Origin of the sequence: Brevundimonas sp. (assembly GCF_041648055.1) — a bacterium.
Taxonomy (GTDB): Bacteria; Pseudomonadota; Alphaproteobacteria; order Caulobacterales; family Caulobacteraceae; genus Brevundimonas.
In genome coordinates this window covers 45,520-70,758 of sequence record NZ_JBAZPS010000001.1, presented here as the reverse complement: position 1 = coordinate 70,758, position 25,239 = coordinate 45,520, and the positions used below count along the sequence as shown (strand labels likewise).

General features: G+C 65.8%; 25 protein-coding genes. 15 read left to right on the top strand and 10 right to left on the bottom strand.

Going from position 1 to position 25,239, the window contains the following annotated elements; all coding sequences use genetic code 11:
- Positions 1-4: 4 nt before the first annotated feature.
- From pstA to WC585_RS00345, 3 genes are all read right to left on the bottom strand, one after another.
- Complete coding sequence (pstA, locus tag WC585_RS00355) at positions 5-1,300, bottom strand: phosphate ABC transporter permease PstA (protein WP_373255547.1); 1,296 nt, start codon at positions 1,298-1,300, stop codon at positions 5-7.
- Entirely contained in the window at positions 1,293-2,723 is a 1,431-nt protein-coding gene (gene pstC / locus WC585_RS00350; protein ID WP_373255546.1) for a phosphate ABC transporter permease subunit PstC, read from the bottom strand. The genes pstA and pstC overlap by 8 nt, the downstream gene beginning before the upstream one ends.
- Positions 2,724-2,882: 159 nt before the next feature.
- Positions 2,883-4,316 carry an ATP-binding protein gene (locus WC585_RS00345; protein WP_373255545.1) on the bottom strand — a complete coding sequence of 478 codons (1,434 nt, stop codon included), beginning with the start codon at positions 4,314-4,316 and terminating at the stop codon, positions 2,883-2,885.
- Positions 4,317-4,448: 132 nt separating this feature from the next.
- Between WC585_RS00345 and WC585_RS00340 the strand changes: the two genes are divergently transcribed.
- Both WC585_RS00340 and WC585_RS00335 read left to right on the top strand, forming a co-directional pair.
- The gene (locus WC585_RS00340) at positions 4,449-5,411 is read left to right on the top strand and encodes an ABC transporter ATP-binding protein (protein ID WP_373255544.1); all 963 of its coding nucleotides are present in this window, start codon (positions 4,449-4,451) and stop codon (positions 5,409-5,411) included.
- Positions 5,408-6,796, top strand: coding sequence for an ABC transporter permease (locus tag WC585_RS00335; RefSeq protein WP_373255543.1), 1,389 nt, complete (start codon positions 5,408-5,410; stop codon positions 6,794-6,796). Before WC585_RS00340 ends, WC585_RS00335 begins: the two co-directional genes overlap by 4 nt.
- Before the next feature lie 266 nt (positions 6,797-7,062).
- Here WC585_RS00335 and rpsU read toward each other — a convergent pair whose 3' ends face one another.
- Complete coding sequence (gene rpsU, locus WC585_RS00330; RefSeq protein ID WP_373256766.1) at positions 7,063-7,317, bottom strand: 30S ribosomal protein S21; 255 nt, start codon at positions 7,315-7,317, stop codon at positions 7,063-7,065.
- A 188-nt stretch (positions 7,318-7,505) separates the two neighbouring features.
- On the opposite strand from rpsU, the gene WC585_RS00325 reads away from it, so the two are divergent.
- Positions 7,506-8,183, top strand: a complete 678-nt coding sequence (locus tag WC585_RS00325; RefSeq protein WP_373255542.1) for a COQ9 family protein — start codon at positions 7,506-7,508, stop codon at positions 8,181-8,183.
- A gap of 9 nt (positions 8,184-8,192) precedes the next feature.
- Here WC585_RS00325 and WC585_RS00320 read toward each other — a convergent pair whose 3' ends face one another.
- The 3 genes from WC585_RS00320 to purE form a co-directional block, all read right to left on the bottom strand.
- On the bottom strand, positions 8,193-8,612 hold the full coding sequence (locus tag WC585_RS00320; protein WP_373255541.1) for an endonuclease domain-containing protein: 420 nt from the start codon (positions 8,610-8,612) through the stop codon (positions 8,193-8,195).
- Positions 8,613-8,729: 117 nt separating this feature from the next.
- Entirely contained in the window at positions 8,730-9,809 is a 1,080-nt protein-coding gene (locus WC585_RS00315) for a 5-(carboxyamino)imidazole ribonucleotide synthase (protein WP_373256765.1), read from the bottom strand.
- A 17-nt stretch (positions 9,810-9,826) separates the two neighbouring features.
- Complete coding sequence (purE, locus tag WC585_RS00310) at positions 9,827-10,318, bottom strand: 5-(carboxyamino)imidazole ribonucleotide mutase (protein ID WP_373255539.1); 492 nt, start codon at positions 10,316-10,318, stop codon at positions 9,827-9,829.
- A 125-nt stretch (positions 10,319-10,443) separates the two neighbouring features.
- Here purE and WC585_RS00305 point away from each other — a divergent pair, with 125 nt between their 5' ends.
- Positions 10,444-11,004, top strand: coding sequence for a GGDEF domain-containing protein (locus tag WC585_RS00305; RefSeq protein ID WP_373255537.1), 561 nt, complete (start codon positions 10,444-10,446; stop codon positions 11,002-11,004).
- A 3-nt stretch (positions 11,005-11,007) separates the two neighbouring features.
- Here WC585_RS00305 and WC585_RS00300 read toward each other — a convergent pair whose 3' ends face one another.
- Positions 11,008-12,213, bottom strand: a complete 1,206-nt coding sequence (locus WC585_RS00300; protein WP_373255536.1) for a pyridoxal phosphate-dependent aminotransferase — start codon at positions 12,211-12,213, stop codon at positions 11,008-11,010.
- Between the two features lie 105 nt (positions 12,214-12,318).
- On the opposite strand from WC585_RS00300, the gene WC585_RS00295 reads away from it, so the two are divergent.
- From WC585_RS00295 to WC585_RS00250, 10 genes are all read left to right on the top strand, one after another.
- Positions 12,319-13,347, top strand: a complete 1,029-nt coding sequence (locus WC585_RS00295) for a hypothetical protein (protein WP_373255534.1) — start codon at positions 12,319-12,321, stop codon at positions 13,345-13,347.
- A 6-nt stretch (positions 13,348-13,353) separates the two neighbouring features.
- The gene (locus WC585_RS00290; protein WP_373255533.1) at positions 13,354-14,070 is read left to right on the top strand and encodes a TVP38/TMEM64 family protein; all 717 of its coding nucleotides are present in this window, start codon (positions 13,354-13,356) and stop codon (positions 14,068-14,070) included.
- Positions 14,071-14,145: 75 nt separating this feature from the next.
- Positions 14,146-14,760 (top strand): glutathione S-transferase family protein, encoded by a 615-nt coding sequence (locus WC585_RS00285; protein WP_373255531.1) that lies wholly within the window; start codon positions 14,146-14,148, stop codon positions 14,758-14,760.
- 60 nt (positions 14,761-14,820) lie between these two features.
- Positions 14,821-15,261: a hemerythrin domain-containing protein gene (locus WC585_RS00280; protein WP_373255529.1), complete on the top strand. Its 441-nt coding sequence runs from the start codon at positions 14,821-14,823 to the stop codon at positions 15,259-15,261.
- 217 nt (positions 15,262-15,478) lie between these two features.
- On the top strand, positions 15,479-16,519 hold the full coding sequence (locus WC585_RS00275; protein WP_373255528.1) for a rod shape-determining protein: 1,041 nt from the start codon (positions 15,479-15,481) through the stop codon (positions 16,517-16,519).
- A 151-nt stretch (positions 16,520-16,670) separates the two neighbouring features.
- A complete protein-coding gene (gene mreC / locus WC585_RS00270; RefSeq protein WP_373255526.1) occupies positions 16,671-17,660 on the top strand; it encodes a rod shape-determining protein MreC in 990 nt (329 codons plus the stop codon).
- Positions 17,657-18,175 (top strand): hypothetical protein, encoded by a 519-nt coding sequence (locus tag WC585_RS00265; RefSeq protein WP_373255524.1) that lies wholly within the window; start codon positions 17,657-17,659, stop codon positions 18,173-18,175. Before mreC ends, WC585_RS00265 begins: the two co-directional genes overlap by 4 nt.
- A complete protein-coding gene (gene mrdA / locus WC585_RS00260) occupies positions 18,172-20,193 on the top strand; it encodes a penicillin-binding protein 2 (protein ID WP_373255522.1) in 2,022 nt (673 codons plus the stop codon). The genes WC585_RS00265 and mrdA overlap by 4 nt, the downstream gene beginning before the upstream one ends.
- Positions 20,190-21,353, top strand: coding sequence for a rod shape-determining protein RodA (gene rodA, locus WC585_RS00255; protein WP_373255520.1), 1,164 nt, complete (start codon positions 20,190-20,192; stop codon positions 21,351-21,353). Before mrdA ends, rodA begins: the two co-directional genes overlap by 4 nt.
- Before the next feature lie 29 nt (positions 21,354-21,382).
- The gene (locus WC585_RS00250) at positions 21,383-21,859 is read left to right on the top strand and encodes a DUF6173 family protein (RefSeq protein ID WP_373255518.1); all 477 of its coding nucleotides are present in this window, start codon (positions 21,383-21,385) and stop codon (positions 21,857-21,859) included.
- Positions 21,860-21,862: 3 nt separating this feature from the next.
- Here the strand turns inward: WC585_RS00250 and WC585_RS00245 are convergent, their stop codons facing one another.
- Together WC585_RS00245 and WC585_RS00240 are read right to left on the bottom strand one after the other, a co-directional pair.
- Entirely contained in the window at positions 21,863-22,531 is a 669-nt protein-coding gene (locus WC585_RS00245; protein ID WP_373255516.1) for a chromosomal replication initiator DnaA, read from the bottom strand.
- Between the two features lie 93 nt (positions 22,532-22,624).
- Entirely contained in the window at positions 22,625-22,912 is a 288-nt protein-coding gene (locus WC585_RS00240) for a YciI family protein (protein WP_373255513.1), read from the bottom strand.
- Positions 22,913-23,390: 478 nt separating this feature from the next.
- Here WC585_RS00240 and aspS point away from each other — a divergent pair, with 478 nt between their 5' ends.
- Positions 23,391-25,223, top strand: coding sequence for an aspartate--tRNA ligase (gene aspS, locus WC585_RS00235; protein ID WP_373255511.1), 1,833 nt, complete (start codon positions 23,391-23,393; stop codon positions 25,221-25,223).
- Positions 25,224-25,239 lie beyond the last annotated feature (16 nt).

The following is a 25,239-nucleotide window of genomic DNA, read 5'->3' as shown; positions in this document are numbered from 1 at the left end:
AACACTACCACCGGCGTTCAAAGCGCCGACGCAGGATGATCGCGGCGGCATTCATGATGATCATGAAGGTGAGGAGGACCAGGATGGCCGCAGCCGTCCGTTCGTGGAAGGCGCGTTCCGACGCGTTCTCCCAGATATAGACCAGCGAGGGCAGGGCACCCGTCGGCTCGATCAGGCTGGTCGGAATACCCGGAATAAAGCTGACCATGCCGATGAGCAGCAGCGGGGCCGTCTCGCCCAGGGCGTGGGCCATGGAAATGATCGAGCCGGTCATGACGCCGGGCATGGCCAAGGGCAGGGTGTGCTGGAACACCGTCTGGGTTTTTGAAGCGCCCATGGCCAGGGCAGCCTCGCGGATCGACGGCGGCACGGCCTTCAGCGAAGAGCGAGTAGCGATGATGATGGTTGGCAGGGCCATCAGAGCCAGGACCAGACCCCCCACCAACGGGCTGGCGCGTGGCAGGTGCATCCAGTTGATGAACAGCGTCAGACCCAGCAGGCCGTAGATGATCGACGGCACGGCGGCCAGATTGTTGATATTGACCTCGATCAAGTCCGTCAGCCGCCCACGGGGCGCGAACTCTTCAAGATAGACCGCCGCGCCGACACCCAGCGGAATGGCGATGACAGCCGTGATCATCAGCATCAGGGCCGAGCCGACGATGGCCCCCAGCACACCGGCCAGTTCCGGCTCGGTCGAATCGCCCTTGGTGAACAAACCCGTGTTGAAATGGGCCGAGACGTGGCCCGAGGCCTCCATCCGGTCCAACCAGTCGATCTGTTCGTCGGTCAGGCGCCGCTGAGTCGCCGGCGTATCGCGGCTGATCTCATCCTTGAAATACAGATCGGCGTCGTCCGAAAGGGGGGCGGCGATGGGGATGGTCTGGCCGATGACGTTAGGGTTGCCCGCCACACGTTCCGCCGCCACGAACTTCAGCTCGGACGAGAACAGGCTGCGCATGGCCAGGGCCTTGGTGCCTGCCGCGTCGTCGGCAATGCCGAACCGCGCCAGCTGCTGCTCGGCGACAAGCAGTTCGAAGTTGGTGCCTTGCGGGTAGCCCTGATCGATCCGCGCCGGGTCCATATAGACCGGCGTGGTCAGGGTGTGGGCGTAGAAGGCGGTGTGGCCCTGTTCAATGATGCGACCCAGCAGCAGCAGCAGAAAGCCGACGGCCACACCGATGGCCAGCAGGCCGTACAGTTTGAACCGGCCTTCGCGCGCATAGCGGCGCTTCAGGCCCGCGCGCAGGCGGTCGGTGCGGGCAGCGGTGGCGGCGGGTGTGGGGGACGCGTCAGTCATACTGCTGCCGGTATTTCTGGACGATGCGCTGGGCGACGATATTCAGCATCAGGGTCACCAGGAACAGGGTCAGGCCCAGGCCGAAGGCGGACAGGGTCTTGGCGCTGTTGAACTCCTGGTCGCCGGTCAGCAGCGTCACAATCTGGACCGTGACAGTGGTCACCGTATCCAGCGGATTGAGGGTCAGGTTGGCGGCCAGGCCTGCCGCCATGGTCACGATCATGGTCTCGCCGATCGCCCGCGACATGGCCAGCAGCATGGCACCCGCGACGCCGGGCAGGGCGGCGGGCAGCAGGACGCGCTTGACCGTCTCGGACTTGGTCGCACCCATGGCGTAGGAACCGTCACGCAGGCTCTGCGGCACGGCGTTGATGATATCGTCGGACAAGGAACTGACGAACGGGATCAGCATGATGCCCATGACCATCCCGGCCACCAGCGCCATCTGGTTCTGCACCAGCATCAGATACTGCCCGATGCCCTCCAGCGGTCCGCCGATCAACACGGCACCGAAGTTGTTGAAGAAGGCCCGGAAGGCTGGTCCGACGGTCAGGGCGGCGAAGAAGCCGTAGACGACGGTCGGCACGCCCGCGAGAATCTCCAGCACCGGCTTGACGACTGCCCGGAACCGGGGCCCGGCATACTCCGACAGATAGATGGCCGAGAACAGCCCGACGGGCGCGGCCACGGCCATGGCGATCAGCATGATCAGGAAGGTGCCCGCAAACAGCGGCAGGGCTCCAAACGCGCCGGTCGAGCCGACCTGGTCCGCGCGAATGGCGGTCTGGGGGCTCCACTGGGTACCGAACAGGAAGTTGGCGATCGGGATTTCAGAGAAGAAGCGGACCGAGTCGTACAGCAGCGACCCAATGATGCCGATGGTGGTCAGAACCGCGACGGCCGAACAGACGAACAGCGCCCCGACGATCCAGCCCTCGACGCGGTTGCGCGCTCGCATGGCCGGACGGATCTGGCTGAAGACGAAAAGCCCGCCCAGCAGCGCCGCCAGCAGGGCCCCGACGCCGCCGCCCAGTCCGATGGTCTGGCCGATTCGCTTGGCGCGCTGGCCCTCGACGGGCAGCAATTCGGCGTAGGGCGCGGGCCAGATCTGCGCCGTCGGCTTGCCGGCTCCGACATTGCGGGCGTCGGCAAAGAAGGCCTCTCGCCGGAAGGGCTCCAGTTCCTGCACGGCCTCGGGCGCGCCAGCCAGGGTCAGCGATCGCTCCATCGGGGTCGAAAAGACGGCCACGCCCAGCAACACGACCAGCGCCGGTACCGCCGTCCAGATCAGGGCATAGGCCCCATGTTGGCCGGGACGCGAATGGGGGTTCTGCCCCTGACCGCGCTTACGCGCCAGTCGACGCGCCGCCAGATAGGCGGCGACCACGATAGCGATCAGAAAGGGCAGGAATAGCCAGGTCATGGACGTCCGGAAAAGGGAATCGGACCACGCCGGTCGACCGGTTCGTCCGGCGCGGAACCTGCCCCGGAATGGTCAGCGGATTAAGACGTCTGCGTGACAGTTCTGTTACGTCGTCCAGCTTGGCTGTGACTGCACTGTCACAGGGTCGCGATCTGACACCTAAGCCACTGTTTCGCGGACTGCGTCCGGGGTAGCGGCCACGCGCTTTTCGGACACGGGAAAATACGCCGTGAACGTTGCTCCATGGCCCGGTTCGCTCTCCACCGTCAGACCCCCGCGGTGCCGGTTGACGATGTGTTTGACGATGGCCAGGCCCAGGCCGGTCCCCGCACGCTCGCCGCTTTTCTGACCCTCTACGCGATAGAAGCGCTCGGTCAGGCGAGGCAGGTGCTCACGCGCCAGACCCGGCCCATGATCCTGAACGGTCACGGCAGCATAGCGCAGGCCGCTTTCCCGATCCGGCGTGACGAGCGGCAGGCGTGTTGCGCCTGCCCCACGGTTGCCGCCCGACCAGGGCGCAGAGGCCTGGTCCAGCGTCATGTCGGGGCGGATGACGATCTGAATGGTGTCGCCCGGAGCGGAATATTTGATGGCGTTGTCGACCAGGTTCTGGACGACCTGCAGAATCTCGTCCCGATCGCCGTTGACCGGGGCGGTGATGTCGTCGGCATCCAGCTGAATCGCCACCCTGCGGTCGGCCGACAGGATGCTGACAGCGTCCACCACGTCGGCGGCCGCGCGAGCGAGATCGACGCGTCCCGACGGTGGAATGTGCTCGTTGAGCTCGATCCGGCTGAGCGACAGCAGGTCGGCGACCAGGCGGCTCATCCGGTCGGCCTGCGTAGCCATGATGTCCAGAAACTTGTCGCGCGCCTTGGGGTCGTCGCGGGCGTGCCCCTTCAGCGTTTCGATGAAGCCGCTCAGCGAGGCCAGCGGCGTCTTCAGTTCATGGCTGGCATTGGCCAGAAAGTCGACGCGCATCAGCTCCATGCGCCGCACATCGGTTTCGTCACGCAGGACCAGCAGGGCCAGCGACGCCCCCTCGGCGGCGGGCAAGGGGCGGGTGATGGCGCGCCAGTGCCGGGTCTGGGCCCCCGTGCCGCCATAGTCGGTAGTTCGTACCACCCCGCCGAACAGCGCTTCGTCGACCGCTTCCAGTACCCCCGGATCACGCAAGGCCGACACCAGCAACGCCCTCTCGCGCGGTATGCGCAGCAACTCTCGCGCCGCCGCATTGGCCAGGACGATGCGCCGCCCGGCGATGTCGTCGGCCTCGCCGCCCGCGACGACCATGACCGGATCAGCGAGGCCCTCGAACACGCCATCCAGCAACAATGGGTCCGCCACATCAACCGATTCTGTGGAGTTTTCCGTGTACGGAGCATCTGCCGTGGTTGGCGCGGGCTGGCGATGTACCGTCCAGGTCATCAGGGCGATAGCCAGGGCTGCCCCGATCAGCCAGACGGCCATTTCGGGTTGAAACACCGCCAGCACCAGCAGTACCGCGACGGAAATGCCCGCGCTGGCACCGACGGTCCAAAGGCGTGAACCGGATTGCGGGGCGACAGGGGAGGGGGAGGCTTCGTATGGCATGCAGGAGTCCGATGGGCAGGCATCTTATGCGCGAACATGACACGGAATTCATGACAGTGAACTGTGGATCGCCTTGTAAACTGTCCTTTACATCCCTTATGGTCCCCTCGACAGTGACAACGGGGTTGGACCATGACGGCGGCATTGACGCTTGAGGGCGTGAGCAAACGCTACGGCGATTTCCAGGCAGTGCGCGATCTGAGCTTTCAGGTCGGCAAGGGCACCATCTGCGGCTTTCTGGGCCCCAATGGTGCGGGAAAGACCTCGACCATCCGCATGATCCTGGGGCTTCAGTCGTCCAGCGCCGGCCGCATCGAGATTCTGGGGGCCGACGACGGGCGCAAGGTGCGCGACCGGATCGGCTTCCTGCCGGAGGAGCGCGGTCTCTACAAGAAGATGACCCCCGTCGACGCCATCGCCTTCTTCGGATCGCTGAAGGGGGTGCCGCTGGCCGAGGGCCGCAAGCGGGCCAAGGAGATGCTGGAGGCGCAGGGTCTCGGGGCGTCCAGCCGCAAGAAGATGAAGGAACTGTCCAAGGGGATGGCCCAGAAGGTCCAATTGATCGCCTCGGTCGTGCACCGTCCCGAGTTCGTGATCCTGGACGAGCCGTTCAGCGGTCTTGATCCGGTCAACCAGCAGGGGCTGGAAGCTGTTATTCGAGGCCTGGCCGAGGATGGAGCGACGGTCCTGTTCTCGACCCACGTCATGCAGCATGCCGAGCGCCTGTGCGACAAGGTCGTTCTGCTGGCCCGCGGTCGTAAGGCGTTCGAGGGCACGGTGACCGAGGCGCGCGCGACCTCACCGCGGTTCCTTGAACTTGAAGGAGCCATCGATGCGACTCAGGCAGCCACCCTGCCGGGTGTCAGCGGCGTCGAGATCGTGTCGGAAACGCAGGGAGTGCGGGTACTGAAAGCCTCGCTGAGCGGTACCGCTCCGGGACAGGAGGCGCTGAAGGCGGCTTTTCTGGGCGGGCTGGACGTGCGCCGGTTCGAGCTGAAGGAGCCCAGCCTGCATGACGCCTTCATCGGCCTGACCGGGGATCATCCCGATCAGGACCAGTCCGTCAAAGTCACCGGTGTGGAGGCCGCCCGATGAACCGCATTCTGCTGATCGCGCGGCGTGAATACGCCGCCTATGCCAAGACCGTCGGCTTCTGGCTGTCGCTGCTGGCCCTGCCGTTGTTCGGCGTCATCGGCGGCGGGATCGGCTATCTGACCGCCTCGTCGGAGTCTCCGCCCCAGGCCGTGGCCCTGATCGAGGATGGGCGCGAGGCCACTGGCCTGGCCGCCATGGTGCGCGACGCGCTGGCCGGCGACGCCGAGCGCAGTGCTGCGCGTGCCCAGGCTGCTGTCGCCGAGGCGACCAAGGGCCAGCCCTTGCCGCCTGGCGCAGCCGAAAGCGCCATCGCCTCGGCGACGCGGAACAATCTCAACCTTGTGGCTACACCCGCCGATCTGGCGGCTGCCGCACCGGGTGCCGCTCAGGAGGCGCTTGTCCGCCAGTATCTGGATGATGAGTCAGACAAGACGCCCCATCTCGACGCGGTGGTCTTTCTGACGCGCACGGACGGACAGCCGACCGCCCGCGTCTGGAGTGCCTCGGCCACGGATGACACCGTCTCCGACGCCATCGAGGACGCCCTGAAGTCCGCCAACCGGCGCGAGGCCTTTGCCGCCGCCGGGATCGACGCGGCTGTCGTTACGGCGACCGACGACTTCAAGCCGAACGTAACCGTCTTCTCGCCTCGATCCGCCAGCGGAGCCGAGGTCTCCATCCGCGATCAGATCCCCGTGTTCATCGGTCTGGCTGCCGGCTTCCTGCTCTGGTCCCTGATCATCACCGGGGCTTCCATCCTGCTGAACAGCGTGATGGAGGAGAAGGCGAACAAGATTCTGGAGGTGCTGTTGTCGTCGGCCTCCTCGACCGAAATCATGACGGGCAAGGTGCTGGGCGTGGCGCTCCTGACTCTGACCGTCCTGGCCTTCTGGGGCATCCTCGGCGGAGCTGGCCTGGTCATCGGCAGTCCCGATCTGGCGCGCGATGTGGGCTCGGCCCTGATGGACGGCGGGCTGGTCTTCTACTTCCTGCTCTACATGGTTGGCGGCTATCTGATGTATGCGGTGCTGTTCGCAGCCATCGGGGCCTTCTGCGAGACGCCGCGCGATGCCCAGACCCTGATGGGCCCCATCATGATGGTGCTGGTCGTGCCGATCGTGGTCATGCAGATGGCTCTGCGCAATCCGGACGCACCGGTGGTCCAGATCCTGTCTTGGGTTCCCTTCTTCACGCCCTTCCTGATGAGCGCGCGGGCTCCCTCCGACCCCCCGATGATCGAGATCGTCGGCACCATGGTCGGTATGTTCGCCTTCGCTGCACTGATGATCTGGGTTGCGGGACGTGCCTTCCGCGCCGGTGCCCTGTCCGACGTGAAACTCAGCTTCAAGAGCTTCGCCGGCGCGATCCGCGGCGGAGGGCGGTAGGGGAACGGCTACCCTCTCCCGATGGGAGAGGGCTTGAGCGCACGGCGGCGCAGCCGTCGTCCTTGCGCGAAAGGGTGAGGGTCGATTGTCGGCTTTCGGCGCAAGCCGCATCACGGACCTGCGCGGCGGCTTACGCCGACGGATACAGCTGGCCCTCATCCGACGGGGCTGCGCCCCGCCACCTTCTCCCATCGGGAGAAGGAACAAAGAAAAAGGCCGCCCCGGTTTTCCGGGGCGGCCTTTGAATTCTGTGTCGCGCTGTCGGCTTAACCGCGGGCAGCACCCGGGCCCGGCACGCGGGGCTTCGGAGGCGGCAGCAGGCCTTCGCGCTGCATGCGCTTGCGGGCCAGCTTGCGGGCGCGACGAACGGCCTCGGCCTTCTGGCGGGCGCGCTTTTCCGAGGGCTTCTCGAAATGCACGTGGCGCTTCATTTCACGGAAGCTGCCTTCGCGCTGCATCTTCTTCTTGAGGGCTTTCAGCGCTTGATCGACGTTATTATCGCGAACGAAAATCTGTACCAGGTTGAACTCTCCTTTGGCCGCCCGCCGCGTCCTGTGAGGGAGACGGGCGAACAAATAAAAATCGCGCTCCGAACCTGAGGGCTCGCGAGTGAAGGCGGGCTGATACACGAGCCGACCGGCCCTGTCCAGATCGTCGCGCCCTAATCTGAAGGCTCGAAACCCACCGATTACGGGCTTATGCTGTCCGGATGACCGATGCGCCACACCTGTCGAACGAGGCCCCGGATATGGATTGGGGCGACCGCATGGAGCAGGCGGTGCTGGATGCAGCCATCGTGCGGGCCCCCGCCATGGGTTGGAACAGCCGCATGGTCCGCGCGGCCTGTGATGACAACGGCCTGTCGCTGGGGGATGAGGAACTGCTGCTGCCCAATGGCGCGCGTGATCTGGCGGCCCTGCTGTCACGTCGCCACGACGACAGGGCGCTGGCGACCCTGGCTGAACTGGACGTCGCCTCGCTCAAGATCCGCGAGCGAATCGCCCGCGCCGTCTCCGCCCGGCTGGAGGCGGGCGCGCAGGACCTTGAGGCCACCCGCCGCTGCGCCGCCTTCCTGGCCCTGCCGACCAATGCCGACCTGGGGCTGAAACTGGCCTGGGAGAGCGCCGACCATCTGTGGCGCTGGGCTGGCGACACCGCCACCGACTGGAACCACTATTCCAAGCGGACCATCCTGTCCGGCATCCTCATCCCCGCCATGACGATGCGCTGGTTCGACGGCCGCGACGCCGCCGACGCCTTCGTCTCACGCCGCATCGACAACGTCATGGCTTTCGAAAAATGGAAAGCCGGCAAGGACTTCGACGCGCCGTTGCGCAAGCTGACGGATGTGCTCAGCCAGATGCGGTATGGGGCGAAAGCGGAATAGCGGAACCGCTCACCTCCCCATCGCAGATGGGGAGGGGGACCGCGCGAAGCGTGGTGGAGGGGGTGACTCCGGCGCTGGAAGGCGTTCCCTGACAACCCTCACGATAAACGCCAGAACGCCATCCAGTTCGTCGCGCACATCGACTGTCGCGATCCGGATAACCCGGACTCCCTGGTTCGCAAGCCACCGCGTCCGCCGCACGTCATGCTGCAATTGATCCGGGTGCTCGTGAATGCGCCCATCCACCTCTATCGCTAGCCGTGCCGCCGCGCAGTAAAAGTCGACGATATAGGGACCAATCGGATGCTGCCGCCGAAACTTGAAGCCGTGCAGCCTATGTCCGCGCACTCGGGTCCATAACCGCGCCTCCGGCGGCGTCATCGGTCGGCGCAGGCTCTTGGCGCGACCACATGTGGACGTGTCCGACATGCACGGATGCTTGCATGTTCTTTCTTTGTTCTCAACTGGAAAAGCTGGTGCCGCCCCCTCCTGGCCGCTGACGCGGCCTGTCCTCCCCATTCGCCTTCGCGAATGGGGAGGTGAGGGTCAGAGCCCCTTCACCCGGTTCACATGCGCCATCTTGCGGCCCGGCCTGGCTTCCGCCTTGCCATAGAGGTGCAGGCGGGCGTGCGGCTCGGCGGCCAGTGAGCGCCATTGCTCGACCTCGGCGCCCAGCAGATTGGTCATCTCGACCTGCGCATGCGCCGCCGTGGGACCTAGCGGCCAACCGGCGATGGCGCGGATATGCTGTTCGAACTGGTCGCAGACGCAGCCGTCCTGGGTCCAGTGGCCGGTGTTGTGCACGCGCGGCGCGATCTCGTTGACCCGCAGGTCGCCGTTGCCCAGATCGAACAGCTCGACGCCCAGAACGCCGACATAATCCAGCCCCTCCAACACAGCGCGCGCGATGGCTTCGGCCCGCCCTTGCGTCGCCGCATCGACCACAGCTGGAGCCAGGGTCGTCTTCAGCACCCCGCCCGAATGGATGTTCTCGCCCAGCGGATAGACGGCGATCTGGCCGTCGCGGCCCCGCGCAGCGATAACCGACAGCTCTCGTACGAAGGCGGCCTTTGCCTCCAGCACCGATGGTCGTTCGCCGACCGCATGCCAGGCATCGGCGGCCATGGCGGCGGAGGTGACCCAGATCTGGCCCTTGCCGTCATAACCTTCGCGCCGCGTCTTCAGCAGGGCAGGGGTGCCCAGCCGCTCCAGTCCGGCGACCAGGTCCTCAACACTATCGACCACGGCGAAGTCCACGGTTGTCGCCCCGACACCGTTCAGGAAGGTCTTTTCCTCGACCCGATCCTGGGCCACGGCGAGGGCGCGCGGGCCGGGCGCGACCAGGGCTCCGCCCTCGGCCAGCTGCGCGACCGAGGCGGCGGGGACGTTCTCGAACTCGAAGGTGACGGCCTGACAGGTCTGGCCCAGCACCCGCAGGGCCGTGGGATCGTCATAGGCGGCGACGATCTGGCCCTGGGACACCCGGCCCGCTGGGCTGTTCTCTTCCGGATCCAGAATGACGACGTTGAAGCCCAGCCGCGACGCCGCCTGGCTGAGCATCCGGCCCAGCTGGCCGCCGCCCAGGATGCCCAAGGTCGATCCGGGCGGGAGGGGTTTCGATGACACAGGCGTGGCGCTCAAGCTCAGTCCTCGACCGTCTCGTGAACGCTCTCGGTCTGGGCCGCGCGGAAGGCCGCCAGCCGTCCGGCCAGGGCCTCGTCCGACAGGGCCAGGATCTGCGCCGCCAGAATGCCCGCATTCTTGGCCCCCGCCTCGCCGATGGCCAGGGTGGCGACGGGCACGCCGCCAGGCATCTGGACGATCGACAACAGGCTGTCCATGCCCTTCAGCGCCTTGGATTCTACGGGCACGCCCAGAACCGGCAGGTCGGTCATCGACGCCGCCATCCCGGGCAGATGGGCCGCCCCGCCTGCGCCTGCGATGATGACCTTGTGGCCTGCTGCCTTGGCCCCCGTGGCGAAATCGTACAGCCGCTGCGGCGTTCGATGGGCGCTGACGACCTGCGCCTGCCAGGCGACGCCCAGCCGGTCCAGCATGTCGGCGGCGTGTTTTATGGTCGGCCAGTCCGAGCGGCTGCCCATGATGATCGCCACAGGTGCTGTCTGGTTCGCCATGCCGTCGGACCTTTCGCGGAAAGCGGCGCGATACAGCACACACGTTGCGCCCGCAACCGACGGCGTTAGGCTGCATGCGGGCCGGGCGGGGTGAGTCGCGCGGACCGGGGAGCTGGAATTCACCCTTGACCGACGCGGCCGTCATCGACCCCCACGCCGAGATCGAGCGCCTGCGCGCCGAGGTCGAGGCCCTGCGCCTGCGTGCCGAGGCGGCGGAGGCCGCGGCCGATCACGACGTCCTGACCCCCGCCCTGAACCGGCGCGGCTTCGTGGCCGTGCTGGAGCGCACCATGGCCTATTGCAAGCGCTACGAGGCCACAGCGGTGCTGCTGTATCTCGATCTGGACGGGTTCAAGGGGGTCAACGACAGCCTGGGCCATGCCGCTGGCGATGCCGCCCTGGTCCATGTCGCCAACCTGCTGCTGGCCAACAGCCGGGCCGCCGATGCGGTCGGGCGGATGGGCGGAGACGAGTTCGCCCTGCTGATGCTCAACGCCGGTCTGGACGAGGGCCGCGACAAGGCCGCAAAGCTGAACGCCGCCCTGGCCGAGGGGTTCGACTGGAACGGCACGCGGGCACCGCTCGGCGGCTCGTTCGGCGTGCGCGCCTGGGTGGATCACGAGGATGCCGAGGTGTGGCTGGCCGAGGCCGACGCCGCCATGTGGGTCAGGAAACGCGGGCGCTAGCGCCTATTTCAGGCTGGCACAGAACCGCTGGATCCGCCCGCAGGCCTCCTCCAGAACCGTCTCCGACGTCGCATAGCTGATGCGGAAATAGGGGCTCAGGCCAAAGGCCGTCCCCTGGACTACCGCCACGCCCTCAGCGTTCAGCAGTTCGGTCGTGAAGGTCTCGTCCCCGTCGATGACCACGCCGCCTTCGGTCGTCTTGCCGATCAGCCCCTCGATCGACGAGTAGACATAGAAAGCCCCTTCCGGATTGGGACAGCGGATGCCCGTCGCCTGGTTCAGCATCGACACCACCAGATCGCGCCGCGCCTGGAACGCCTTGCCGCGCTCGGCGATGAAGTCCTGCGGCCCGTTCAGCGCTTCGACCGCCGCCCACTGACTGATGGAGGAGGGGTTGGACGTCGTCTGTCCCGCCACCTTGCGCATCAGGTCTATCAGCGGCTTGGGCCCGCCCGCATAGCCGATGCGCCAGCCCGTCATGGCATAGGCCTTGGACACGCCATTGATGGTCAGGGTCCGGTCGTACAGGTCCGGTGCGACCTGGGCGATCGTCGTGTAGTCGAAATCGCCATAGATCAGATGTTCGTACATGTCGTCGGTCATCACCCAGACCTGCGGGTGACGGCGCAGAACCTCGGCCAGCGCCTCCAGTTCTCCCTGAGTATAGGCCGCACCGGTCGGGTTCGACGGGCTGTTCAGGATCAGCCATTTGGTCCGCGGCGTGATCGCGGCCTCCAGCGCGGCGGGCTTCAGCTTGAAGCCATCGGCCTCATGCCCCACCACGACCACCGGCTCGCCCCCGGCCAGCAGGACCATGTCGGGATAAGATACCCAATAGGGTGCAGGCACGATCACCTCGTCCCCGGGCGACAGGGTGGCGACCAGGGCATTGTACAGCACCGCCTTGCCGCCCGGCGCGACGTGGATCTGGGCGGGCGTATAGGTCAGGCCGTTCTCGCGCGCGAACTTGGCCACCACGGCGGCTTTCAGCTCGGGCAGGCCGTCGACGTCGGTGTATTTGGTCTCGCCACGCTGGATGGCGGCGATGGCGGCGGCCTTGATGTTCTCCGGCGTGTCGAAGTCCGGCTCTCCGGCCCCCAGCCCGATCACATCGCGCCCCTCGGCCTTCAGCGCGCGCGCCTGTGCGGTCACGGCCAGGGTGGCGGACGGCTTGACGCGGGCAAGCGCGGAGGATTGCAGGCTGGACATGAGAAATCTCGGGGAGGAGTCAGGGAGCGTCAGGGCGTCGCCTGTTTACGAGCAGGGCCGGGCCGGTGCAAATGGTCAGGACGATGTTCGGTCAGGAGTTCGCCCATGTTGGCTGCGTTGATGCTGAGTCTGGCCCTGTCAGGGCAAACGCCGCAGACAGATCAAAGCTGCAGCGATGACAATGGCGTGGATCGGTGCGCGCGCCTCACAGAGGACGCTCGCGCGCTGGGTATGGCCACACTAGACGTTGAGCAGGCAACGGGTACCGAGGTCTATCGCATCATTCAGATCGACGGATACGGACGACTGATGCCGGGTATCGCCTATGAGCGGCGTACGGGTTCTTCGCCCCAGGTTGTGGTCTACGGCAAGGAAGGCGCGCGCATGTCGGCTCCGGTTTCGCCCGAGGCGTGGCGGACGGTCCAGAGTATGGCGCGCTTTGCCGACCGCGAACTGGCACCGCTCCCGGACGAGCCCGCGAATCCTCTGGCGGGGATATGTTTGCATTCTTGGCTCAGCACACCGGAGATCGCCAACGGTGCGCGGCGCGGCGTTCCCGATCAGCCTGTCCGGCGGCGCACAGAGAGTGCTTGCGGCGGAGGGCTGACGACGACCTTCGCCTTCGACCTGGCATCCATGGCCATCAAGGCCTTTCCTGACTGCGACCTGCTGGACAAGTCGGAATACCGCAACGACATGACCCGACTGGAGCAGTGTCTCCGGTTCAAGGGCGACCGTTTGGCGGCGGTTGAACTGATGAACCAGGTCGGCTGGAGATTTGTGCCGGACGATGCGGAAGACAAGGCCCTGGCCTGGGCCCGGCGGCTGCAGCCCACACAGACCACGCGTCTCGACTGGGGAGGTACCGTCACGACAGGCGGTGGCGGCGCGCGATCACCTGTAGCAGCTTTCTTGGCGCGGTTTCAAACGGACAACCCCAGCCTGCGGGGCTATATTTCCACGCTGGATGCTAAGTCTTCGACGCAAATCGAAGCGACGGGCCGCATGGATATGTCCGGTCCGGACGACACGGATTTGACCGCCCCCTTCACCCAGACATGGGTCTGGGATCCCAACAGTCTGGGGTGGACGCTCGAAACCTGGATCGTTCAGCCCTTCGTGCCTGTTCGATAAGCCTGTATGCGCCGTCTGCTCGACTTTATCCTGAACATGGAAGGGGCCCGCTGGCGGGCCTTGCTGGCGACGGCGGTGCTGCTGGCGGCCGTCACTTGCCTGTTCCTGTTCGGCAAGCACCAGCTGGAACTGGGAGGGGAGGGTCAGCTCGAGGCCTGGATGAGCGGGTTCCGCGCCGGGCCGTGGGGCGTGTTCGTGGCCATTGCGGTGTTCACCCTGTCGGCCTTCCTGGGGGTACCGCAGTTCCTGCTGATCGCGGCCTGCGTGGTCGCCTTCGGGCCGTGGTTCGGGTTCCTGTACAGCTGGATCGCCACGGTGGTCTCGGCGGGCGCGACCTACTGGCTGGGGCGCGGGCCGACGGCACGGGCGCTGGAGCGGTTCGGGGGGCGCACGACCGACCGGCTCAAACGGTTCGTCGGGGACAATGCCTTCTATGCCAGTTTCATGATCCGCAACGTGCCCTCGGCCCCGTTCATCGTCGTCAACATGGCGTTCGGGGCGACGCGGGCGAACTTCTGGGGCTTTCTTTCGGGATGCGCTTTGGGTGTCCTCCCCAAGACCGTGCTGGTCGCGTTCTTTGGCGGAGCGGTGGTCTCGGCCGTCAGCGGTGACGGCATCTGGACATCGCTGATTCTTGCGGGCGTCGCGGTGGTCTGGCTGGGCCTCATGCTCGGTGTCCGCGAGCTGGTCCGTAGGCGGGAGAGGGCGACGGAACGAGAATAATCTGGCACCGGTATTGTTACGGATAGGTCGCGCCTCTATCTGCGTTGTCCATCCACACCCTTTCAGGAGATCGCCATGCTCAAGCTCTATATCTCGCCCGGTGCCTGCGCCACCGCCTCCCACATCGCTCTGGAAGAGGCGGGGGCCGATTATCAGACCCAGGTGGTCGACCTGAAATCCGGCCAGCAGAGGACGCCCGAATACCTGGCGGTCAATCCGGCGGGTGTGACCCCGGCCCTGGAAACCGATCACGGTGTGATCACCCAGAATGCTGCGATCCTGGCCCTGGTCGCCCAGACCCACCCGGATCGCAATCTGGCCCCGACCGAGCCCTACGCCCTGGCCGCGTTCAATGCCTTCAATGGCTTCCTCGCCTCGTCACTGCATCCGGCGATCGGCAAGGTGCTGTTCAGCCGCCCGCCACTGGAGGGCGAGGCTAAGGATCAGGCCATCGAGATGGCGCTGTCCAAATATCAACTGGTGGAGGATCACTATCTGAAGGGTGACTATGTCCTGGGCGACACCTTCAGTCTGGCCGACGGCTATCTGGTGGTGTTCGAGCGCTGGGCGCGTCAGGCGGGTCTGCTGGACGCCAGCCGCTTCCCCCGTCTGAACGCCCATCTGGATAGGATTCAGGCCCGGCCTGCGGTGCAGGCGGTGCTGAAGGCGGAAGGTCTCGCGGTGATATGATATTTAGCGCTCCGGCAACCTTTTGGGGCGCAACCTCACGTTCACGTGGAGGTTGCGCCCATGGATACCCTGGTCTTTCGTCAGGAACACGCCGTCTTGCTGCGCTCGGCCAGTCGTCTGGCTGGTCTTGCAGCGACACTGCAGACGCGCGCCGATGCCATCGGCGTCAGGGAACTCATCAATGGCATGGACGCCCTGCTGGTCGATCACCTGAGCAAGGAAGATAACGACCTCTATCCTTTGATGATGGCGTCCGACGACTATGAACTTCGTACCATGGCACGCGACGCCTTCGCGGACATGGGCCTGCTTCATGGTGCCTGGCTGGCTTATCGAAACCAATGGACAGTAGACCGAATTTTGGTCGATGCATCGACATTCGGAGCAGCCACCGCTGCCTTAGTCGAGGCGCTGGCGACCCGCATAGCGATGGAAAACGAGACGCTGTACCCGGCTGCGGATGCCGCAGGTCTGGCCGCTCCTTTCGCAGGGCGGGCCTGAGCTCATCACCTCACGGTGATCAGTGGCCTGCATGCCCCGCCTTGGCGGCAAGGGGGTTGTAATCCCCTTCGCACAAGGGCAAACCGGCCTTCGGTCAGTCAGGCGATAATGATCAGGTGGTGCCGCGCGTGGGGATGCGCGACATCGGGGCGTCGCCGAAGCGGATCACGACGACCAACGCCCTTATCAGGCCCGAACCAGACGGTATCCCAAGCCCATGTTCAACAACCTCTTCGGCTCGATCTCCAACGATATCGCCATCGATCTCGGCACCGCCAACACCCTGATCTACATGAAGGGCAAAGGCATCGTTCTGAACGAACCGTCCGTGGTCGCCCTGCGAAACGTCGGTGGGCGGAAGATCGTCCATGCCGTGGGTCTGGAAGCCAAGCAGATGCTGGGCCGTACCCCCGGCCACATGGAAGCCATCCGTCCCATGCGTGACGGGGTCATCGCCGACTTCGAAGTCGCCGAGGAGATGATCAAGCACTTCATCCGCAAGGTTCATAACCGCAAGGGCTTCGTGAACCCCAAGATCATCGTTTGCGTGCCGTCGGGGGCCACGGCCGTCGAACGCCGCGCCATCAACGACAGTTGCCTGAACGCCGGCGCGCGCCGCGTCGGCCTGATCGACGAGCCCATGGCCGCCGCCATCGGTGCGGGTCTGCCCATTCATGAGCCGACCGGTTCGATGGTTGTCGACATCGGTGGTGGCACCACCGAAGTGGCCGTCCTGTCGCTGTCCGGCATCGTCTATTCACGCTCGGTCCGCGTCGGTGGCGACATGATGGACGACGCCCTGATCAGCTACATGCGTCGCAACCACAATTTGCTGATCGGCGAAACCACCGCCGAGCGCATCAAGAAGGATATCGGCACCGCCCGTATCCCGGCCGACGGCGAGGGCCTGTCGATCGACGTCAAGGGTCGCGACCTGATGCAGGGCGTTCCGCGCGAGGTCCGCGTCTCCGAGCGTCAGGCCGCCGAGGCCCTGGCCGAACCGGTCACCCAGATCGTCGAGGCCGTGAAGGTCGCGCTGGAAGCCACCCCGCCCGAATTGGCGGCCGACATCGCGGACAAGGGCATCATGCTGACCGGCGGTGGGGCTCTGCTGCGCGGTCTGGACATCGAGATCCGCGATCATACGGGCCTGCCGGTCTCAGTGGCCGACGATCCGCTGTCCTGCGTCGCCATCGGCTGCGGCCGGGTGCTGGAGCATCCGCGCTGGATGAAGGGCATCCTCGATTCGGCGCTCTGATCGGGCGGGTTCGTCCCGCCTGTAAAATCCGCGTCACAGGCTCGCACGCCCGTTTCCATCGGGACCGGATTTTGCCATAGCCTGTCGATAATGGCGGTATCATCCGCTCGACTCGCTCTGTTCGAGTTTACTCAAGTCAGGAAGGCGCGCCGTGGCGTTTCGCGACGGACCGTTCGAGAATATCAAGGTTCCCGTGGTCTGGACGGCTGCGGTGGCCATGGTCGCCTGCGCTCTGGGGGCAGGCTTGCTGCTTATCGGTGATGCGCATGGCCAATCGGCCGCCCAGCCGGTCCGAACCGGTGTCGAGGCGACCACTGGTCCGGTGGGGGGCGTTCTGGCCGCGCCCGTGCGCTGGTTCGGCAGCCTTGGCGACGGCATCAGCGGCTATTTCTTCGCCGTGTCCGAGAATCGCCGCCTGAAGGCCGAGCACGTCGAACTGCTGCGTCTGCGCGACCAGAACACGGCCCTGCGGATCGAAAATGCCCGCTACGAGACCCTGCTGGCAATCCGCCCGGACCCACCGGTGCCCATGGTTACCGGCCGTGCAGTGTCCGATGCACGCGGACCCTTCTCTAATGCCCGGCTGATCGACGTCGGCACGGGCAAGGGGGTCAAGATCGGCCATCCTGTAGTCAACGAACAGGGCCTGCTGGGTCGGGTCGTCGGCACTTCCGGCAGTGTCAGCCGCCTGCTGCTGCTGACCGATGTGGCGAGCCGCACGCCGGTGATGATCCAACGCACAGACGCCCGTGCGCTGCTGACAGGCGACGGCTCGGGCAACCCCCGGCTGGAGTTCGTGCGCGGCGTCGGCGCGGTCCAGGTTGGCGATCGTATCCTTTCGTCGGGCGACGGCGGGGCCTTCCCGCGCGGCATCCCGGTCGGTGTTGTCGCCAAGGGCCTGGATGGCGGCTGGCGGGTCAAGCTGTTCAGCGACCGGGGTCCGATCGACTATGTCCGCGTCATGTTGTTCGAGGATTTCGGCCAGCTGGTCGGGCCGCATGATCTGGACGCCCCCCCGCTGTCGGGCCTGACTCCTGTCCCGATGCCCGCATCCCGGACCCCGGCGGCACCAGCACCCGCCGCGACCACGTCGAACCCGGCTCCGGCCACGCCGGCCCCCGCGACGGGAGGCCCCGGATGAGGCGGCCTGTCGCGGTTCGCGTTGTGGGACCGGTGCAGTGGATATTCATCCCGGCGGCGATCACCCTGGCCGTGACGCTCGTGCTGGCGACGCCGATCAGTTTGTTTGGCCTGCATTTGCCCGAGCCGGTCATTCCTATGGTGCTGGCCTTCGCCTGGGCCATGATCCGGCCTTCCATTGTGGCCCCGGTGATGCTGCTGCTGATCGGCTTGCTGCTGGACGGGTTCTGGGGCAATCCGCTCGGCCTCTGGCCGCTGGCCTTGCTGGCCATCTATGGCGTTGTCCTGTTCTCGCGCAGCTTTCTGGTGGGGCAGGAGACGGCGGTGCTGTTCTTCACCTATGCGGCCTGCTGCCTGATGGCCTACGGCCTGTGCTGGCTGATCATGACCTTGATCACCGGCACCTTGCCCAGCCTGTTCGCGGTCGCGGGCAGCCTGATCCCGACCCTTCTTCTCTTTCCGTTCGCCAACACCATGATCGAGCGGTTCGAGGACGGCGACGTGAGGTTCCGATGAGCTCGGAACCCTCCCTGGTCTTTTCCGACCCGAACCAGCGCCAGGGTGCCTTCCTGCGCCGTACTCTGGTGTTCGGGGGCCTGACGGCGCTGGGCGGCATCGCCCTGGTCGGACGGCTGGGCCAGCTTCAGGTCGTCCAGGCCCAGGAATACGCCACCCTGGCCTCCAACAACCAGTTCAACTTCCGCCTCGTCCCGCCGCCGCGGGGCCGGGTGTTGGACCGCAACGGCGTGGTCATCGCGGGCAACCGCCCCAGCTTCCGCGTTCTGGTTGTGCGCGACGAGACCAAGGATCTGGACCAGACCCTGGACCTGCTGGGCCGCCTCCTGCCCGACACCGTCGACCGGCGCCGGACCATCATCCGCGACGTCAATGCCGCCCCGCGTTTCTCGCCTGTGCCGGTCAAGACCGACCTCAGCTGGGATGAGTTCGCCCGCGTCAACCTGTATGCCAACGAGCTTCCGGGCGTCATGGCCGACATGCACGATGCCCGCTTCTATCCGTTCGGCGGGGCCTATGCCCATGTCATCGGTTATGTGGCCAAGCCCAACGACCGGGACATCAAGGCCATCCGGGATCGCGGCGAGACAGTGCCCGAGCTGCTCTACAACCCCGGCTTCCGCATCGGCCGCTCGGGCCTGGAGAAGGCGCTGGACATGGACATGCGCGGCACCGAGGGCGGCAATCGCGTCGAGGTCGATGTGCGGGGCCGCGTCGTGGCCGAGGACGTCGGCGGCTCCCGCGCGCCTGTGCCCGGCAAGGACGTGGTCCTGACCCTGGACAACGACATCCAGAACCGCGCCCTGGAAGTCTTTGGCGAGGAAGCGGGCGGCTGTGTCGTCATGGACATCCGCAACGGCGACATCCTGGCCATGGTGTCCTCGCCGTCGTTCGACCCCAACCTGTTCGTCGAAGGGGTTCCTTCACGCACCTATCGCGCCTTGGCCGACTACGAGCGACGTCCCCTGACCGACAAGGCCATGACCGGCACCTTCGCGCCAGGCTCGACCTTCAAGCCCGTGGTCGGCTTGGCGGCATTGAAGCGCGGCGTCAGCCCGGATCGCCGCATCGTCTGCACCGGCGGATACTATCTGGGCCGCCGTTTTGCCTGCCTGGGTCGCCACGGGGCCCAGGACTTGCGGTCGGCCATCAAGAACTCCTGCAACGTCTACTTCATGACGCTGGCGGTCGAGATGGGCCCGGATGCGGTGGCCGAGACGGCCCGCGATCTCGGCTTTGGCCAGACCTTCGACATCGGCATTTCGGGCCAGAAGCCCGGCCTGGTCCCCGACACCCAATGGCGACGCGACAACCCCGTACGCGGCGACGGCAAATGGTATCCGGGCGAAACCCCCAGCTATGCGATCGGGCAGGGGGCTTTGAACGTCAACGCCCTGCAACTGGCGGTCTATACCTCGCGCATCGCCAATGGGCAGAAGGCGGTGGTTCCGCGCCTGATCAAGTCGATCGGCGGGGTCGAACAGGCACCCGGCGCGGCCTTCGCCGACCTGCCGTATGACGCCGAGTGGCTGAAGATGCTGCGCGAGGGCATGGAGGCCGTGACCGACATCGGCGGCACCGGCTTTCGCAACAGCCAGTTGGGCCTCGGCCCCATCCGCATGGCGGGCAAGACCGGCACGGCCCAGGCCCGCAACTACGGGGCCGGTTCCCGCAAGGGCGCAGGCCGTCCGTGGGCCGAGAAGGACCACAACCTGTTCATCGCCTATGCCCCGACCGATGCGCCGCGCTATGCGGTTGCCGTTATCGTCCAGCATGGCGGACTGGGCGGTGGCACCGCCGGCGCTCCGCGGGCGCGTGAGGTCATGCGCGTCGCCCTGCTGAAGGACCCCGAAATCCGTACCCGCCTCGAACAGGCGGGTCTGGAGGGGCCCGCCGAGGTCAATCCTCAGGACGCGCGGGCGCTGGAGGCGGGGGCCGCGACAGGCACGTCGACGGCCTCACCTTTTCCTGACGCCACGCCGACCGATGCAACGCCTCCCGCCGAGGTGCCGCAATGACAGCCTCGGCCCTGACCCGTCCCGGCGAGCGTGACCGGCTGTCGTCAAAGATCGCGGAGATCGACTGGCGCCTGGTCGGCCTGATCAGCATCATCGCCGGCGTCGGTTGCGCCATGCAGTATTCCATCGCGGGCGGCAGCTGGGAGCCCTGGGCCCTGAAGCAGATGATCCGTTTTGGTGTCCTGCTGGTGGCCATGCTGGTTCTGGCCATGGTGCATCCCAAATGGTGGTTCCGCGCGGCCTATCCGATGTATGCCGTGCTGCTGTTCATGGTGCTGCTGATCGAGTTCACGCCTCTGGGCTATGAGCCAGCAGGGGCGGGGGCCAAGAACTGGCTGAACCTGGGCTTCACACGCATCCAGCCGGCCGAGTTCATGAAGATCGGCCTCGTTCTGGCACTGGCCCGCTGGTACCACGATCATACCGCTCAGGACGCCCGCTGGTCGTGGAAGCTGTTGATTCCGGCGGGTCTTATCGGTCTGCCCTTCATTCTCGTCGCCAAACAGCCGGACCTGGGCTCGGCCATGATCATCGGCCTGACCGGGGCGGTGCTGATGTTTCTGGCGGGGCTCAGCTGGCGGGTCATAGCGGCGGGTATCGCCGCCGTCGTCGCCATCGTGCCGCCCTTCGTCATGTTCGGCATGCACGACTATCAGCGCAATCGCGTCCTGACCTTCCTCAGCCCGGAATCCGACCCTTCCGGCACCGGCTACAACATCATCCAGTCAAAGATCGCCCTCGGCTCTGGCGGCGTCATGGGGCGCGGCTATGGTCTGGGCAGCCAGAGCCAGCTGGAGTTCCTGCCCGAACGCCATACCGATTTCATCTTCTCGACGGTGGCCGAGGAGTTTGGCTTCCTGGGCTCCTTCACCCTGATCGCCTGCTACATCGGCGTCATCCTGGTTGCTCTGCGGATCGCGTCCCTGTCCTACAGCCACTTCGGCCGGATCGCCGCCTCCGGCATGGTCGCCTTCTTCGCCCTGTTCGTCCTGATCAACGGGGCCATGGTGATGGGTCTGGCTCCGGTCGTGGGCGTGCCCATGCCTTTGCTGTCCTATGGCGGCTCGTCGATGATGACGATCATGTTTGGCTTCGGCCTGGTCCTGTCGACCCGTGTGCACCGCTATGCCGAGCTGCCGAAAGGGCAGGGGCTGTTCTGATCTCGGGTTTCAGGCGTTAGGCTGAGGTTATGAGCAAAGCCAAAGCCGAACCCGCCACCGCGTCTGTCGTCGCTCCTGCCTCGATGTTCTCCGACTGCGGGGACAAGCCCTGTCCGGAGCCGCTGCTGCCCAGTGCGACCGCCGAACAGACGGCGGCTCTGACCGACGGCGTCCGCATGCGCGAAAACCCGGCGGAATGGGCCTTCGTGCGCCTGTCCAAATTGATCGAGGACTTCGAGAAGGGCCTCGACAAGGACGAGGAGATCGGAGCCAGCATCGTCGGCCTGCCTGGTGACGGCACCATGCAGATTCAGGATGTCGGCTTCTGGGGCCCCGACTTCATCATGTTCCTGGGCAAGAATTCGCACGGCAAGCCGGTTCGGCTGATCCAGCACTACGCCCAGGTCAACGTCCTGCTCGACGCCCGCAAGAAGCCCGAGGAGCGCCCGGCTCACCGCATCGGCTTCCAACTGTCCGAATTGGTCCAGAAAACCAATCCGAAATAGCCGTCAGTCGAACAGGTCCCCGCTGCGGTCATCCAGCGCTTCGCGGGCCAGGGTTCGCGTGACCGGCCTGTGCAGGGCATCCAGTCGTGCCACGACGCTCGCCGCCGCGTCTGCGGATCGATCGATGCGGCGTACCAGATACGGAATGACGTCCTTCGGGGGGCGGATGCCGCGTTCCGCGAACCGGGCCTCCAGCATGGCGGCCAGGACGACATCATCCGGGGCCTCCATCGGTATGCTGATCACCGCGTTCAGCCGCGAGCGCAGGTCGGGCAGGGTGGCCTGCCAGGCGCTCGGGGCCGGGCGCGACAGCATCAGCATGGCCCCGCCGGGGGCCTGGGCCAGATTGATCAGGTGGAATAGCGTCTCGTCGTCCGCATCCATGGCGCGGTCCAGCAGCACGGGCCGTCCCTCCAGCTCCATGGGATCAATCACCGCCGCCTCTCCGCCGTGGATGGCGACGGCCCCGACCCGCTCGGCCCAGATCTGACCCAGTCGGCTCTTGCCGCAGCCGGCGGGGCCGCAGATGGCCATGACGCCGCCGATCAGATTGGGCCAGTCGGCTACCGCCTCGACCGCCGCCCGGTTGCAATCGGACACGACGAACCCTTCCGCCCCGTCGGGCAGGTCGCTTTGCAGCGGCAGGCGCATCTGATCGATCGGCGCGGTCATGGCTTCACCATAGCACTTTGCCGGTAACCTTGATCCCCTCGATGCAGGCAGCGGTGCAAGGCTTTGCGCAAGCTGTGGATTTTCTGTCCGTGCTCAGAGAAAGCGCGCCATCTCCGGATGGTATTTGCCGGGCGCGAACTCGATGACCTGATAGCTGGCGACGCCTGCGATCTGGAACGGGTCGCTTTTCAACAAGGCCTCCAGCTCCGCCTTCGTCCCGCCGCCGCGGACCAGCAGCACCCCGCCCGTGCGCGGCACCTGCGGCCCGGTCGCGATCAGCAGGCCGCTGGCCACATGCGGGTCCAGCCAGGCGCGGTGTTCGGCCGTGACCGCCTCTACCTCCGCCATCGGTTTCACATAGGTCAGCAGGACGATGTACATCGGATCGCTCGTTGGGGTGTCGGGTCAGTCCATCCTATCGACCACTGCACCGGCGCTGGCAACGGGTCGGAGGGGTGGATTCCGGACCCTGATCATCCGGTCAGAGGGTGATCCAAAGCGGAGACATTGGAGACATCGAACGGTGCCATTCGCCTGGCCACTAAGCCAACGTCAGGCTTTACGAAGGATGCGGTCATAACCGCGCCGCCTCGCGTGAGCAGTCACCCGAAAAGCCCGTTGCAACGGCCTGATTGGCCCAGCTACGCCACTCTCCTCACACCGTTTCAGACCGTGGTAGACTCGCAGCGTGTCGCCGGTCTTTGAAATCCTGAAATCACGCCCTTCGGCTTTTGTCGGCGAGCAGCGAGACATTGGCCCATCTGCCCGGCTCAAACCTTGACTTTCCGGGGCGATGATGCGCCCTTCCGCCCTCCCGATTTGCGCCCCTCGCGGCCTCTTTTCTCAAGACGATCCGATCATGCACGCCTATCGCTCCCACACCTGCGGCGCCCTACGACTGACTGATGCCGGTGCCAATGTGCGCCTGTCCGGCTGGGTTCACAGGAAGCGCGACCACGGCGGCCTGCTGTTCATCGACCTGCGCGACCACTACGGCCTGACGCAGCTGGTCCTGCACCCTGAAACGCCGGGGTTCGAGGCCGTCGAGCGCCTGCGCGCCGAGAGCGTCATCCGCGTCGACGGCGAAGTGGTCGCCCGCGACGCCTCGGTCGTGAATGCGACCCTGCCCACCGGCGAGGTCGAGCTGAAGGTTCTGGCCGTCGAGGTCCTTTCCGAGGCCGCCGAACTGCCGCTGCCGGTCTTTGGCGAGCCGGAATACCCCGAGGAGATCCGCCTCAAGCACCGCTACCTCGACCTGCGCCGCGAGACCCTGCACAAGAACATCGTCCTGCGCTCCAAGGTCATCTCCTCGATCCGCCGCCGCATGGTCGATCAGGGCTTTCTGGAATATCAGACGCCGATCCTGACGGCCTCCAGCCCTGAGGGTGCCCGCGACTTCCTGGTGCCGTCGCGTCTGCATCCCGGCAAGTTCTATGCGTTGCCGCAAGCCCCTCAGCAGTTCAAACAGTTGCTCATGGTCTCGGGCTTCGACCGCTACTTCCAGATCGCCCCCTGCTTCCGCGACGAGGACCTGCGCGCCGACCGCTCGCTGGAGTTCTACCAGCTCGACGTCGAGATGAGCTTCGTCACGCAAGAGGATGTTTTCGCCGCTATCGAGCCCGTCATGCATGGCGTGTTCGAGGAATTCGCCGACGGCAAGCCGGTGTCGCCCATTGCCGGCACCCACACCTTTACCAACGACTTCGGCCAGACGATGGAGCACGCGGGCTTCGAGCGCCTGACCTACGAACAGTCGATGAAATGGTACGGTACCGACAAGCCGGATACCCGCAACCCCATCAAGATGCAGGACGTCTCCGACCATTTCCGCGACGGCGGTTTCGGCCTGTTCAACAAGATCCTCGGCGCGGACGAGAAGAACGCCGTATGGGCCATTCCCGCCCCGACCGGCGGCTCGCGCGCCTTCTGCGATCGCATGAACAGCTGGGCCCAGGGCGAGGGTCAGCCGGGCCTCGGCTACATCTTCTGGTCCGACGACCAGCAGGCCTGGGGCGGCCCGATCGCCAAGAACCTGGGTCAGGAGCCGACCGACGCTCTTATGACGGCGCTGGGTCTGGGCAAGGGCGATGCGGCCTTCTTCGCCGCCGGACTGCCATCGGTCTTCGCCAAGTTCGCCGGCCTGGCCCGCACCCGCGTGGCCACTGAACTGAAGCTGGTCGACGAAGACCAGTTCAAGTTCTGCTGGATCGTCGACTTCCCCATGTTCGAATGGTCCGAGGAAGAGAAGAAGGTCGACTTCAGCCACAACCCCTTCTCCATGCCGCAGGGCGGGCTGGAGGCGCTGGAGACCCAGGATCCCCTGACCATCCGCGCCTATCAGTACGACATCGTCTGCAACGGCTACGAGCTCTGCTCGGGCGCGATCCGGAACCACAAGGCCGAGATCATGCTCAAGGCCTTCGACATCGCCGGCTATGACGCCTCGGTCGTCGAGGAGCAGTTCGGCGGCATGCTCAACGCCTTCCGCTTCGGCGCGCCGCCGCACGGCGGCCTGGCTCCTGGCATCGACCGCATTGTCATGCTGCTGGCCAACCAGACCGCCATCCGCGAGGTCATCGCCTTCCCGTTGAACCAGCAGGGCCAGGACCTGCTGATGAGCGCGCCGTCGGACGCCGCCGAGCGTCAGTACAAGGAACTGCACATCCGTGCGGCCCAGCCGCTGAAAGGCTGACGGACGCCACCAAAAA

Bases quoted from the DNA above. Each gene is read 5' to 3' on its own strand.
- pstA (WP_373255547.1), bottom strand. From the start codon at position 1,300: ATGACTGACGCGTCCCCCACACCCGCCGCCACCGCTGCCCGCACCGAC.
- pstC (WP_373255546.1), bottom strand. From the start codon at position 2,723: ATGACCTGGCTATTCCTGCCCTTTCTGATCGCTATCGTGGTCGCCGCC.
- WC585_RS00345 (WP_373255545.1), bottom strand. From the start codon at position 4,316: ATGCCATACGAAGCCTCCCCCTCCCCTGTCGCCCCGCAATCCGGTTCA.
- WC585_RS00340 (WP_373255544.1), top strand. From the start codon at position 4,449: ATGACGGCGGCATTGACGCTTGAGGGCGTGAGCAAACGCTACGGCGAT.
- WC585_RS00335 (WP_373255543.1), top strand. From the start codon at position 5,408: ATGAACCGCATTCTGCTGATCGCGCGGCGTGAATACGCCGCCTATGCC.
- WC585_RS00325 (WP_373255542.1), top strand. From the start codon at position 7,506: ATGACCGATGCGCCACACCTGTCGAACGAGGCCCCGGATATGGATTGG.
- WC585_RS00320 (WP_373255541.1), bottom strand. From the start codon at position 8,612: ATGTCGGACACGTCCACATGTGGTCGCGCCAAGAGCCTGCGCCGACCG.
- purE (WP_373255539.1), bottom strand. From the start codon at position 10,318: ATGGCGAACCAGACAGCACCTGTGGCGATCATCATGGGCAGCCGCTCG.
- WC585_RS00300 (WP_373255536.1), bottom strand. From the start codon at position 12,213: ATGTCCAGCCTGCAATCCTCCGCGCTTGCCCGCGTCAAGCCGTCCGCC.
- WC585_RS00295 (WP_373255534.1), top strand. From the start codon at position 12,319: ATGTTGGCTGCGTTGATGCTGAGTCTGGCCCTGTCAGGGCAAACGCCG.
- WC585_RS00290 (WP_373255533.1), top strand. From the start codon at position 13,354: ATGCGCCGTCTGCTCGACTTTATCCTGAACATGGAAGGGGCCCGCTGG.
- WC585_RS00285 (WP_373255531.1), top strand. From the start codon at position 14,146: ATGCTCAAGCTCTATATCTCGCCCGGTGCCTGCGCCACCGCCTCCCAC.
- WC585_RS00280 (WP_373255529.1), top strand. From the start codon at position 14,821: ATGGATACCCTGGTCTTTCGTCAGGAACACGCCGTCTTGCTGCGCTCG.
- WC585_RS00275 (WP_373255528.1), top strand. From the start codon at position 15,479: ATGTTCAACAACCTCTTCGGCTCGATCTCCAACGATATCGCCATCGAT.
- WC585_RS00265 (WP_373255524.1), top strand. From the start codon at position 17,657: ATGAGGCGGCCTGTCGCGGTTCGCGTTGTGGGACCGGTGCAGTGGATA.
- mrdA (WP_373255522.1), top strand. From the start codon at position 18,172: ATGAGCTCGGAACCCTCCCTGGTCTTTTCCGACCCGAACCAGCGCCAG.
- rodA (WP_373255520.1), top strand. From the start codon at position 20,190: ATGACAGCCTCGGCCCTGACCCGTCCCGGCGAGCGTGACCGGCTGTCG.
- WC585_RS00250 (WP_373255518.1), top strand. From the start codon at position 21,383: ATGAGCAAAGCCAAAGCCGAACCCGCCACCGCGTCTGTCGTCGCTCCT.
- WC585_RS00245 (WP_373255516.1), bottom strand. From the start codon at position 22,531: ATGACCGCGCCGATCGATCAGATGCGCCTGCCGCTGCAAAGCGACCTG.
- WC585_RS00240 (WP_373255513.1), bottom strand. From the start codon at position 22,912: ATGTACATCGTCCTGCTGACCTATGTGAAACCGATGGCGGAGGTAGAG.
- aspS (WP_373255511.1), top strand. From the start codon at position 23,391: ATGCACGCCTATCGCTCCCACACCTGCGGCGCCCTACGACTGACTGAT.